We start from the raw sequence: 10709 nt of genomic DNA, 5'->3' as shown, positions 1-10709 counted from the left end.
AGGCATGCTACGATCAAAACCGCGTTGCACGTCAACACCCCGGAGACCCCACCATGACCTGCTATTCGCTGGACGACATCGAACCCAGCATCGACCCTTCCGCCTTCGTCGCTCCCGAAGCCACACTGATCGGTGCTGTCACGCTGGACGCAGGGGCCAGCGTCTGGCCGGGGGCCGTCATCCGCGCCGACAATGAACCCATCACCGTCGGCGAAGGCAGCAATGTCCAGGAAAACGCGGTGCTGCACGTGGACCGGGGTCGGCCGCTGCGTGTCGGGCGCAACGTCACCATCGGGCATCAAGCCATGCTGCATGGCTGCACCATCCAGGACGGATCGCTCATCGGCATTCAGGCCGTCGTGCTCAACGGGGCCGTGATCGGCCGCCACTGCCTGGTCGGCGCCGGCGCCCTGGTCACCGAGGGTAAAACCTTCCCTGAACGGTCGCTGATCCTGGGTGCGCCCGCCAGGGTCGCCCGGACGCTCAGCGACGAAGAGGTCGAGGCCCTGGAACACAGCGCACAGGACTATTCAGCCCGCGCCGCGCGCTACCGAAAGGCACTAAAGGCGCTTTGAGCGGCACTCATCGCCGCGCGCGTATCAGCGCGGCATACAGATCCTGATAAGCGGCCACCATGGCAGGGACCGAATAGGCTTGAGCCACATGGGCCCGCGCGCGTTGCGCCATGGCCTGCGCGACATCGCGATGCGTCAGCACCCAGAGGATCTTGTGCGCCAGGGCGACGGCATCTCCGGGCTGCACCAGCAGGCCGCGATCGGGCGCCAGCGTCTCGCGGTGCCCGCCCACATCGGTCGCAACCACCGGCAGGCCCGCCAGGCAGGCGTCCAGCACACTGGTGCCCAGCGCCTCGGCCTGCGAGCTGCTGACATAGAGTTCGGCAGCAGCCAGAAAATCCGCCACATGCGGCTGGAAACCGACGAAACGATAGTGATCCTGCAGGCCCAACGCCGCGACTCGCGCACGCGCCGCCGCAGCCGCCGAACCATCGGCGCCGCAATGCAGGCACAGGACATCCGGGATCGACTCGCGCACGCGAGCCACGGCCTCGATCAGGGTCAGCGGGTCCTTCTCGGGAGTGAGCGCCGCTGCGGTGGTCAGGACACGCCGTCCCGACAGGGAAAACGCATCCTGTAGCGACCGCACACGAGCCGGGTCCGGCGCCATCGGCTCCACGGCGCTGGGGATGATCTGCACAGCCAACCCCAGATCCCGGGGCGCATGTGCCGCCGCCTGACTGATGGCGACCAACGCATCGGCGCGTGACCATTTCCAGCGCCGCCGACGGTCGCCGCCATGCGGGGCAAAAGCCGTCCGGCGCGTGAAGACCACCGGGATCCTGAGCAAGGGCCGCCACACAGCCAAGATGCTCATGGACTGTGCCGTCTGGGCATGCCACAGGTCGTAGCCGCGACAGGTGCTCAGCAGAAAACGCGACATCCCGAGACTGCCCCCACAGACATGGGTCGGGATACCCGACGCCGCTGCACGGTCGGCAAGCACCCCGCCCGATCGGGCCAGCAATTCGGCCTCGTGGCCGGCTGCCCGCAGCCCCTGCAGTGTCAACAGGGTCTGGCGCTCGCCACCACGCCACCCACGCTCCAGATTGATCTGCAGGATCCGCATTCGCCCGGCGCCCGTCAGGACTTGCGCACTGGACGTTTCCAGCCCGGAACGGACATCTGCTTCGAGCGCGACAAGGTCAGTTCCCCGGCGGGTGCGTCGCGCGTGAGCGTCGTCCCCGCGCCCAGCGTGGCGCCACGGCCGACACGCACGGGTGCCACGAGCTGCGTGTCGGAACCGATGAAGGCGCCGTCCTCGATCACGGTCTGGAATTTGTTGACGCCATCGTAATTGCAGGTGATCGTGCCCGCGCCGATGTTGACCTGGTCGCCGATCACCGCGTCGCCCAGATAGCTCAGGTGGTTGGCCTTGGATCCGCGGCCCAGCGTGGTCTTCTTGAGTTCCACGAAGTTGCCCACATGGGCCTCTGGACCCACATCGGCGCCGGGGCGCAAGCGCGCATAGGGACCGATCCGCGCGCCCGCGCCCGCCCGGGCGCCTTGGACATGTGTGAAGGCTTCGACTTGCGTCCCCTCGCCCATGTCGGCATCGCGCAGAACGCAGTGCGGCCCGATGCGCACACCGTCCGCCAGCCGCACGCGGCCCTCGAACACGCACCCCACATCGATGAACACATCACGCCCGCAGATGAGTTCGCCGCGCAAGTCGAAGCGGGCCGGATCCGCGAGTGTCACGCCCTGTTCGAGCAAGCGGCGGGCCTGCTCGCCCTGCCAGATCCGCTCGAGCTGCGCCTGTTGCATGCGGCTGTTGACGCCCAGAGTCTCCCACGAGGCGGCCGGTTGGGCATGGGCCACCGGCACACCGTCGCGCACCGCGAGCCCCACGATATCGGTCAGATAATATTCGCCCTGGGCATTGCGATTGTCGATCCTTGCGAGCCAGCGGCGCAGCGCCGCCGTGGGGGCTGCCAGGATGCCGGTATTGACCTCGGTGATGGCACGCTCCGTGGCGGACGCGTCCTTGTGCTCGACGATCCGCGCGACACGCCCGTCCGCATCCCGCACGATGCGGCCGTACCCCGTCGGATCAGCCAGCGTCTCGGTGAGCAGCGCCAGGCCTGCGCCACGGGCCCGCAGCAGTTCGCGCAGGGTCTCTGCCTGCACCAGCGGGACATCGCCATACAGCACCAGGCAAGCATCGTCGGAATCGCCTTCGACCAGATGAGGCAACGCCTGCATCACGGCATGGCCTGTGCCCTGCTGGGGCTGCTGCAGCGCGAAGGCCACGTCTGCGTCCGCGAAGGACGCCTGGACACGCTCGGCGCCATGGCCCACCACGACCACGATGCGATCGGGCGACAAGGCACGAGCAGTTTCCAGGACGTGCGCCAGCATGGGTTTGCCCGCGATCGGGTGCAGGACCTTGGGCAGATCGGACTGCATGCGCTTGCCCAGGCCGGCAGCCAGAATGATGATGTTCAGCATGAAAGGGTCACGACAAAGTGGCGGTAAGACGCCGCCCGCGCGGGCCACCGGGCAACCGCGCAGACGGCAGCAGGATCAGGCGCGCGGCTTGCGGGCGGCCGGGCGGGGAGTTCGCTTGGCCGGAGTACCGGTCGAGGTCTTCTTGCGGGAGGAAGAGGCCTTGCCTTCGGCGGCCTGCTGACTGGGATCCGGTTGCGAGGCAGTCTTGGCCGCGTCGGCCACCCCCTGGAGGCTGGCCGTAGTGGCTGCCGCCAGGCCATCGAACTGCTCGCGGACCAGCTTCCACCAGTCTTCAGCCGCCTGTGTGTAGTCGGACCCGCCGGCACCGGCCGATGCATCGGTCGCCGCCGCCGCACCTGCCAGCCCCCGACCGGCCAGGGAGTTCAGCGTCCTCACCGTACTGCGCTGGATCTCCAGACCCTGGATGGTGTTCGCCAGCATGGTGGCGTTGAGCTGCAGCCAGTTCTGCACCGTCTGCAGTTCGCGGATGCGGCGGTCGAGCTCTTCAAGCGACAGCGGCGGCATCAGGGCCGCATCCATATGTCCGGCGCCCGCCATGTTCTGCCAGGCCTGGCGCATCATTTCCAGTCCCGCGAACAGCGGGTTCTGAGCGGCATCGCCCTTTTGTCCAAAACCGGGCAACACGAATGGATTGGTCTTGTCTTGTGCCATGGGAAGCGCCTCCGCCGGCACCATGCCGGCACGATAGAAGAAGTCTAGCGGGAAACGGCCGCAGAGGGGATCTGAAGCCGGCGACGCAGCGAGTCGAGAACACAGATCTCGGCCTCAAGGGTGAACGCGCCCTGGGCCAGCAGTTCCTGCAGCGGCGCGGCCGCCACGCACCGGAATTCCATGACCTCTCCATCCAGGTTCCTGGGAACCGTCCCCGGGTCCAGCACACAGTCGCTGACCAGCACGTTCTCGACCTGATAGCCATCGGGCAGCCGGCGGTGCATCCGCACCACGGTGCGCAACGGCGCATGGGCTGCGAGCGCCACGGCCGGCAGGCCGGCCTCTTCGTGAGTCTCGCGCAGCAGCGCCATCTCCGGGTCTTCGCCGGCCGCGACCAACCCACCGGAGAGCGTATCCCACAACCCCGGGTCGGTCGGCTTGGTGAGCGAACGGCGGGCCACCCACAGCCGCCCGTCCGGCGCCCAGGCATTCAGATGCACGGCCTGCGTGAGCAGCCCCAGCGGCCGCGTAGCGCCGCGCTCGATCCGCGAAAAGCAGCGGCCCTCGGCCACCACGTCCACCCGCTCGTCGCGCCAGGAGCGAATGCAACCGGCCTCCTGCAGCGTTTGCGCCACACCCTGCAGCACGGCCTCCAGCCCCAGCCCACGGGTCGAAACAGCGCGGATGTGAACGGCTTCGTCTTCCACATCCACGCCCGGCAACGCCCGGATGGCCTCGAGTGCACGCGGCGCAATCCAGCCCCCGACGCGGCCTGAAATCGTCACGGGCCGGGCGCCTGCCGGCGGGAGCTGCTGTGCGCGGCGCACCAGGCGTGCGCTGCGCGCGAGCACGTCGTCAAGAGCGAATGCGGCAGTGATTGAATCCATCGGAAGATTGTAGTGGAAGCCCACAGGGGATTGGTAAAAACCCGGAAGAGCCTGCAAATGGGCGTCTGGCCAGCCTGTACAAGGCGGGTCCCTTCGCTATAATCCCCTCTGCTTATAAGGAAATCTCAGGCACGGGCGCCAACGCCCGCTCGAATGCCTGATGATCTGATGATGTGTGCCCTGGGCTCGTCGCCCTTTCGCCGCTGTCCGACGAAAGCCAACCCGCCGCCAGAGACACACTATAACCAGAGGGACAGCATGAAGATGGTCAGAGGGTTGTTGGGCATGGTCGCACTGTCGTGGGCGGCTCTTGCCGGCGCCGAAGTAAAGGACATGCCGGGCGGGCCGGGGGTGGATCAACTCAACCTCCCCTTCGGCGTCACGCCGATTGCGCACGATATCTACGATCTGAACTGGATGATCATGATCATCTGTACGATCATTTTCATCGGCGTGTTCGGCACGATGTTCTACTCCATCGTCATGCACCGCAAGTCGAAGGGCCACAAGGCCGCGAAGTTCGACGAAAACATGACGGTCGAACTGACCTGGACCGTCGTACCTTTCCTCATCATTGTCAGTATGGCCATTCCGTCGACGCGCACGGTGGTGGCCATGAAAGACACCAGCAGCGCGGACCTGACCGTGAAGGTCACCGGCTACCAATGGAAATGGGGCTACGAATATCTCGACGGGCCGGCGGCGGGCGTGCACTTCCTGTCCAATCTGTCGACACCGGAGGCTCAGATCAACAACCTGGCCCCCAAGAGCAACACCTACCTGATGGAAGTCGACCATCCGCTGGTGGTGCCGGTCAACAAGAAAGTCCGGATCGTGGTCACGGCTGAAGACGTGATCCACTCATGGGCCGTCCCTGATTTCGGCGTCAAGCAGGACGCGATCCCTGGATATCTGCGCGATACCTGGTTCCGGGCTGAAAAGACGGGTACCTATCGCGGCCAATGTTCAGAACTCTGCGGCAAGAACCACGCCTACATGCCAATCGTCGTCGAGGTCAAGTCCGCGGAAGACTACGCAAAGTGGGTCAAGCAGGAAAAGTCCACGATGGCTGCCGCCACCGAAGACCCGAACAAGACCTGGACCAAGGAAGAGCTCATCGCCAAGGGCAAAGACGTCTTCACCACCACCTGTGTCGCCTGTCACCAGGCCAACGGGATGGGGATCCCGGGGACCTTCCCGGCGTTGAACGGCAACACCAAGTTCGTGCTGGCACCCATGAAAGGCCAGATCCTGACTGAGCTCAACGGTCACCCGGGAACCGCCATGCCGGCATTCCGCGACCAGCTCTCGGATACCCAGCTGGCAGCCGTCATCACCTATACCCGCAACGCCTGGGACAACGCCGGCAAGGGCCCCGACCCGGTCGTGCAGCCCAAGGACGTGCTGGCCTTGCGCGGATCCCACTGATTTCGGCCACGAACCCAATACGATATTTCCTCGCGCCGCCGACAGGCGGCACGACCCAGGAAGGAGGCAGTCATGAGCAGCGTTGCAGTTGACCACATCCCACCCCACGTGGGGCACGAAGAACACGCCCACGCCATCCCGCACGGGTGGCGCCGGTGGGTGTTTGCCACGAACCACAAAGATATCGGGACCATGTACCTGATCTTTTCGTTCTGCATGCTGCTCGAGGGCGGCACGCTGGCACTCATGCTGCGCACGGAATTGTTCGAACCGGGCATCCAGTTCTTCCAGCCGCAGTTCTTCAATCAGCTCACCACCATGCACGGGCTGATCATGATCTTCGGGGCCATCATGCCGGCCTTCGTGGGCTTCGCCAACTGGATGATTCCGCTGCAGATCGGGGCCTCCGACATGGCCTTCGCGCGCATGAACAACTTCAGCTTCTGGCTGCTGCCGGTGGGCGCCATCCTGATGACGGCGTCGTTCTTCGTGCCGGGCGGCGCCAATGCGGCGGGCTGGACCATGTACGCGCCCCTGTCGCTCCAGATGGGTCCAGGCATGGACTTCGCGATCTTTGCCGTCCACATCCTGGGTGCGTCGTCCATCATGGGGGCGATCAACATCATCGTCACCATCCTGAACATGCGCACACCGAAAATGTCGCTGATGAAGATGCCGCTGTTCTGCTGGGGCTGGCTGGTCACGGCTTACCTGCTGCTGGCCGTGATGCCGGTGCTGGCCGCCGCCGTCACCATGCTGCTGACCGACCGCCACTTCGGCACCCACTTCTTCAACGCCGCCGCAGGCGGCGACCCGGTGCTGTACCAGCACGTGTTCTGGTTCTTCGGGCACCCCGAGGTCTACATCATGATCCTGCCCGCGTTCGGGATCATCTCGCACGTGATACCGGCTTTCGCACGCAAGAAGCTCTTCGGCTACACCTCTATGGTGTACGCGATCTGTGCCATCGGCATCCTGTCGTTCCTGGTGTGGGCCCACCACATGTTCACGACGGGCATGCCGGTGACGGCGCAGCTCTTCTTCATGTACGCCACGATGCTGATTTCCATCCCCACGGGGGTGAAGGTCTTCAACTGGACGGCCACCATATGGCGCGGCTCGCTCTCCTTTGAAACACCCATGCTGTTCGCCATCGGCTTCATTTTCGTGTTCGTCATCGGCGGCTTCACGGGCTTGATCGTGGCGTCCGCCCCCATCGACATCCAGGCTCAGGACACATACTACGTCGTGGCCCACTTCCACTACGTCATGGTGGCTGGATCGCTGTTCGGCATGTTTGCCGCCGCCTACTACTGGATGCCCAAGTGGACCGGCACCATGTACGACGAACGGCTGGGCAAGATTCACTTCTGGTCCAGCATGCTCTCGTTCAACCTCGCGTTCTTCCCGATGCACTTCCTGGGTCTGGCCGGCATGCCGCGTCGCTACGCCGACTACCCCGCGCAGTTCACCACCTTCCACCAGATAGCGACCATTGGCGCCTTCTGGTTTGGGCTCTCGCAGCTGCTGCTCATCTACATCGTCGTAAAAGCCGTGCGCGGCCAGGGTGCCAAGGCGCCGGCCTGCCCATGGGAAGGCGCCGAGGGCCTGGAATGGACAGTGCCCTCGCCCGCTCCCTACCACACCTTCGTTACGCCGCCGGACCTGGACGGCACGCCGCTCGTGATAGAGGGTAGCCACTGATGGACCCTAGATTGACCCCCGAACAGCGTCGGCGCAATCGCCGTACCGGATGGCTTCTGGCGCTCGTTGCGGTCGCGCTCATCGTATGGACTTTCGTGCGCGCCAATCTGTGGGGGATCGGTTCTTGAGGAGATCGAGCCCGTTTTTGCGCTCGATCCGAACCGCAGCTTGGGCATTTCTGGGGCTGCGCAAGCGCGCTGGCCACGACGACGATCTGGCGCACATCCGCCCGGTCCACGTCATCTGTGCAGGGCTGCTGCTCGGTCTGGTTTTCGTATTGTTGCTGATGTTGGCTGTGCACCTGGTGACGGCCTAGTGCTGAAATAATGATGAGGAGAACACTTATGACCACGGGCCAGATGGCACGCGCCGCAGAGGCGCCCTACTATTACGTCCCGCCGCATTCCATCTACCCGATCCGGGGTAGCCTGAGCATGCTGGCGACGCTCCTGGGGGCGGCCCTTTGGGTCAACGACTTCACCGTGGGCCCCTACCTGTGCATCGCCGGGATCATCTCCATGCTGGTCACGCTGTACGGCTGGTTTGGCGATGCCATCGGCGAATCCGAGGGCGGGCTGAACAGCAAGCGCATTGATGTCTCGTACCGCTGGAGCATGACCTGGTTCATCTTCTCAGAGGTCATGTTCTTTTCCGCGTTCTTCGGCGCGCTCTGGTACACCCGCGAGGTCTCCACTCCCTGGCTCAGCACGCTGGACTCTCAAACCCTGCTGTGGCCGGGCTTCGCGGGCACTTGGCCGAATCTGGGACCGGCAGGCACCATCGCGCCGTTCAAGACCGTGAGCCCCTTCTGGCTGCCCACGATCAACACGGCCTTGCTGCTGTCTTCGGCGGCCGCAGTCACCGTTGCCCACCATGCCCTGCGCGCCGCCAATCGGTCGCGCACCATCTTCTGGCTGGGGCTGGGGATCCTGCTGGGCTTTGCCTTCGTGGCCTGTCAGGCCTACGAATATCACGAAGCCTATACTGAACTGAACCTGCGCTTCACCTCCGGCGCGTTCGGCGCACTGTTCTTCATGCTGACCGGATTCCATGGATTCCACGTCATCATCGGCGCCACGGTGCTGTCGGTCATCTGGTGGCGCGTTGTGCGTGGGGACTTCACCGCCACCCACCACTTCGGCTTCGAGGGTGCCGCCTGGTACTGGCACTTCGTGGACGTCGTGTGGCTGGGTCTGTACGTCTTCGTCTACTGGATGTAGCGCACAGGCAGCGACGCAAGGCATGCCACGGCCGGCTCACCGCCGGCCGTTCCATTCAGGCTTTTTGGGCGACCGCGGCACGTGCGCCCCGCCATGGACATCACGGTATTGACGATGCCTAACGCACCACCTGCAGCCCGGTAGAATCAATCCACCCCAGGCCGTGCGCCAGCAGCAGAAACAGGACGAGCAGAACCGACAAACCCACCCTCCAGGTCAGCGCCCAAACCATGCGATCGCTGGCGCCACGATCATCCATCAGGAACACCAACGCAGACGCCAGGCTGGCCACCACTGCCAGAAACATCACGATAATCAGGATTTTCATGGGTTTTCCCTGGAAATCTATCCGCAGACTCACCATGACCGAATCACAGACCCACTCGCACACCAAAGCCATGGTGGCTATCGTCCTGCTGATCCTGTTGGGCGCCGTCTGCATCCAGGCGGGCCGCTGGCAGCTGCGGCGCGCGGGCGAACGCGAGGCGCTGTCGACAGCTATCGCAGCAGGCCGGGTCGCACCACGCATGACGCTGGACGCGGAACACCGCCAAGGTCCCGACTGGCACCCGGCGACCGCCAGCGGTCACTGGCTCAATCAATTCACTGTACTCCTCGACAATCGCAATCTCCAGGGGATGCCGGGATTCTGGGTCGCGACACCGCTGGCGCTCACGGCTGCACCGCACACTGCTCTACTGGTATTGCGGGGCTGGATTGCCCGGCCGCTGACGCGAGCGCCGCTGCCCGATCTGCAAGCGGCACACGGAGAGATCACCGTCCAGGGCACCATGCTCGGCCACGTCCCCCGCATGTTCGACCTGGGTAGCCTGACAGGCCACCTGGACACGGCGCTGCCGTCCGCCTGGCCGCCCGCCGACGGGCAGCCCCCGCGCGTCCAGAATCTGGCATTATCGGATCTGCAGCACGCCACCGGACTGAACCTGCTGCCGGTGGTGCTGGAACAGGATCCCACCCACGACGCGGGACTCACCCAGGAATGGCCGGGTCCATCGCTCAATGCCAGGCAGAATTACAACTATGCGGGACAATGGTTCAGTTTCGCGACCATTGCATTGCTGGCGGCGGGCTTCATGGCCTGGCGCATCTGGCGGCCGCGCCGCTCCTCTTCGCCATCCACCGACACCACGAATTCATGACCACTGCAGCTCCTCGCCGGCGTTCCCTCTTCCAGGTCTACGCCATCCTGTTCATCTGCCTGGCGCCGGTGGTCCTGGCGTTCCTGGCCTACTACGTGCCGTCGCTGGGGCTGCGCTCAGCGGTCCAGACCCACTACGGCCAGATCATCGAACCGCAGCGGCCCATCCCCACCGACCTCAATGCGCGTGACGAGCAGGGGCAGACCTACGATCTGAATCAACTCAAGGGCAAATGGCTGCTCATCAGCGCCGGACCGGGCGCTTGTCCGGACACCTGCGTAAAGGGCCTGTTCGTGCTGCGTAACTCGCACGCGAGCCAGGGAAAGAATGTCATGCGGCTCGAGCGCATCTGGTTCGTCACCGATGACGCCCCCGTGGCGCCGGTCGTCCACCATGCCTATGTCGGCACCCGTATCCTGCGCGCCGACCCAAAGGCACTCGCCGCATGGCTGGCTCCCGACGCCACGGACCCGATGGCCGCCCTGGACCAGCGCCTGTGGATCGTCGACCCACTTGGCCACCTGATGATGCAGTTCCCGGACACCAATGATCCCGAAGGCGTCCGCGACGACATTCGCACCCTGCTGAAGAATTCGGGGATAGGATAAGTCC

The 10709-nt window shown here is 64.8% G+C and carries 13 protein-coding genes; 8 read left to right on the top strand and 5 right to left on the bottom strand.

Annotation, left to right across the window (positions count from 1 at the left end):
* The first annotated feature begins 53 nt into the window (after window positions 1-53).
* Window positions 54-575, top strand: coding sequence for a gamma carbonic anhydrase family protein (locus EPN31_RS08150; RefSeq protein ID WP_291771723.1), 522 nt, complete (start codon window positions 54-56; stop codon window positions 573-575).
* A gap of 7 nt (window positions 576-582) precedes the next feature.
* Here EPN31_RS08150 and EPN31_RS08145 read toward each other — a convergent pair whose 3' ends face one another.
* The 4 genes from EPN31_RS08145 to EPN31_RS08130 all read right to left on the bottom strand — a co-directional run bounded on the left by EPN31_RS08145 (window position 583) and on the right by EPN31_RS08130 (window position 4585).
* Entirely contained in the window at window positions 583-1644 is a 1062-nt protein-coding gene (locus EPN31_RS08145; protein WP_291771720.1) for a glycosyltransferase family 4 protein, read from the bottom strand.
* Window positions 1645-1658: 14 nt separating this feature from the next.
* Window positions 1659-3026: a bifunctional UDP-N-acetylglucosamine diphosphorylase/glucosamine-1-phosphate N-acetyltransferase GlmU gene (gene glmU / locus EPN31_RS08140; protein ID WP_291771719.1), complete on the bottom strand. Its 1368-nt coding sequence runs from the start codon at window positions 3024-3026 to the stop codon at window positions 1659-1661.
* 75 nt (window positions 3027-3101) lie between these two features.
* On the bottom strand, window positions 3102-3698 hold the full coding sequence (locus EPN31_RS08135; protein WP_291771716.1) for a PhaM family polyhydroxyalkanoate granule multifunctional regulatory protein: 597 nt from the start codon (window positions 3696-3698) through the stop codon (window positions 3102-3104).
* Window positions 3699-3742: 44 nt separating this feature from the next.
* Window positions 3743-4585: an NUDIX hydrolase family protein gene (locus EPN31_RS08130; RefSeq protein WP_291771713.1), complete on the bottom strand. Its 843-nt coding sequence runs from the start codon at window positions 4583-4585 to the stop codon at window positions 3743-3745.
* Between the two features lie 258 nt (window positions 4586-4843).
* On the opposite strand from EPN31_RS08130, the gene coxB reads away from it, so the two are divergent.
* The 5 genes from coxB (at window position 4844) to EPN31_RS08105 (ending at window position 8937) form a co-directional block, all read left to right on the top strand.
* Window positions 4844-6013 carry a cytochrome c oxidase subunit II gene (gene coxB, locus EPN31_RS08125; protein ID WP_291771710.1) on the top strand — a complete coding sequence of 390 codons (1170 nt, stop codon included), beginning with the start codon at window positions 4844-4846 and terminating at the stop codon, window positions 6011-6013.
* Window positions 6014-6085: 72 nt separating this feature from the next.
* Window positions 6086-7717, top strand: a complete 1632-nt coding sequence (gene ctaD, locus EPN31_RS08120) for a cytochrome c oxidase subunit I (RefSeq protein WP_291771707.1) — start codon at window positions 6086-6088, stop codon at window positions 7715-7717.
* Window positions 7718-7728: 11 nt separating this feature from the next.
* A complete protein-coding gene (locus EPN31_RS08115) occupies window positions 7729-7845 on the top strand; it encodes a cytochrome oxidase small assembly protein (RefSeq protein ID WP_291771901.1) in 117 nt (38 codons plus the stop codon).
* A 17-nt stretch (window positions 7846-7862) separates the two neighbouring features.
* On the top strand, window positions 7863-8033 hold the full coding sequence (locus EPN31_RS08110; RefSeq protein WP_291771704.1) for a DUF2970 domain-containing protein: 171 nt from the start codon (window positions 7863-7865) through the stop codon (window positions 8031-8033).
* 28 nt (window positions 8034-8061) lie between these two features.
* Window positions 8062-8937, top strand: a complete 876-nt coding sequence (locus EPN31_RS08105) for a cytochrome c oxidase subunit 3 (RefSeq protein WP_291771702.1) — start codon at window positions 8062-8064, stop codon at window positions 8935-8937.
* 118 nt (window positions 8938-9055) lie between these two features.
* On the opposite strand, the gene EPN31_RS08100 is transcribed toward EPN31_RS08105, so the two are convergent.
* Window positions 9056-9265, bottom strand: coding sequence for a twin transmembrane helix small protein (locus tag EPN31_RS08100; protein WP_291771699.1), 210 nt, complete (start codon window positions 9263-9265; stop codon window positions 9056-9058).
* Between the two features lie 34 nt (window positions 9266-9299).
* Here EPN31_RS08100 and EPN31_RS08095 point away from each other — a divergent pair, with 34 nt between their 5' ends.
* Window positions 9300-10097 carry an SURF1 family protein gene (locus EPN31_RS08095; RefSeq protein WP_291771696.1) on the top strand — a complete coding sequence of 266 codons (798 nt, stop codon included), beginning with the start codon at window positions 9300-9302 and terminating at the stop codon, window positions 10095-10097.
* Complete coding sequence (locus EPN31_RS08090; protein ID WP_291771694.1) at window positions 10094-10705, top strand: hypothetical protein; 612 nt, start codon at window positions 10094-10096, stop codon at window positions 10703-10705. Before EPN31_RS08095 ends, EPN31_RS08090 begins: the two co-directional genes overlap by 4 nt.
* Window positions 10706-10709 lie beyond the last annotated feature (4 nt).

The organism is Castellaniella sp., from assembly GCF_004321985.1.
Lineage (GTDB): Bacteria > Pseudomonadota > Gammaproteobacteria > Burkholderiales > Burkholderiaceae_B > Castellaniella.
The sequence above is the reverse complement of the archived record's forward strand: the minus strand, read 5'-3'. Positions and strand labels throughout refer to the sequence as shown.

What these genes read in the sequence shown, in the direction of transcription:
- ctaD (WP_291771707.1), top strand. Translation starts at nt 6,086, where the DNA reads ATGAGCAGCGTTGCAGTTGACCACATCCCACCCCACGTGGGGCACGAA.
- EPN31_RS08095 (WP_291771696.1), top strand. Translation starts at nt 9,300, where the DNA reads ATGACCGAATCACAGACCCACTCGCACACCAAAGCCATGGTGGCTATC.
- EPN31_RS08090 (WP_291771694.1), top strand. Translation starts at nt 10,094, where the DNA reads ATGACCACTGCAGCTCCTCGCCGGCGTTCCCTCTTCCAGGTCTACGCC.
- EPN31_RS08145 (WP_291771720.1), bottom strand. Translation starts at nt 1,644, where the DNA reads ATGCGGATCCTGCAGATCAATCTGGAGCGTGGGTGGCGTGGTGGCGAG.
- EPN31_RS08150 (WP_291771723.1), top strand. Translation starts at nt 54, where the DNA reads ATGACCTGCTATTCGCTGGACGACATCGAACCCAGCATCGACCCTTCC.
- EPN31_RS08130 (WP_291771713.1), bottom strand. Translation starts at nt 4,585, where the DNA reads ATGGATTCAATCACTGCCGCATTCGCTCTTGACGACGTGCTCGCGCGC.
- EPN31_RS08105 (WP_291771702.1), top strand. Translation starts at nt 8,062, where the DNA reads ATGACCACGGGCCAGATGGCACGCGCCGCAGAGGCGCCCTACTATTAC.
- coxB (WP_291771710.1), top strand. Translation starts at nt 4,844, where the DNA reads ATGAAGATGGTCAGAGGGTTGTTGGGCATGGTCGCACTGTCGTGGGCG.
- glmU (WP_291771719.1), bottom strand. Translation starts at nt 3,026, where the DNA reads ATGCTGAACATCATCATTCTGGCTGCCGGCCTGGGCAAGCGCATGCAG.
- EPN31_RS08135 (WP_291771716.1), bottom strand. Translation starts at nt 3,698, where the DNA reads ATGGCACAAGACAAGACCAATCCATTCGTGTTGCCCGGTTTTGGACAA.
- EPN31_RS08100 (WP_291771699.1), bottom strand. Translation starts at nt 9,265, where the DNA reads ATGAAAATCCTGATTATCGTGATGTTTCTGGCAGTGGTGGCCAGCCTG.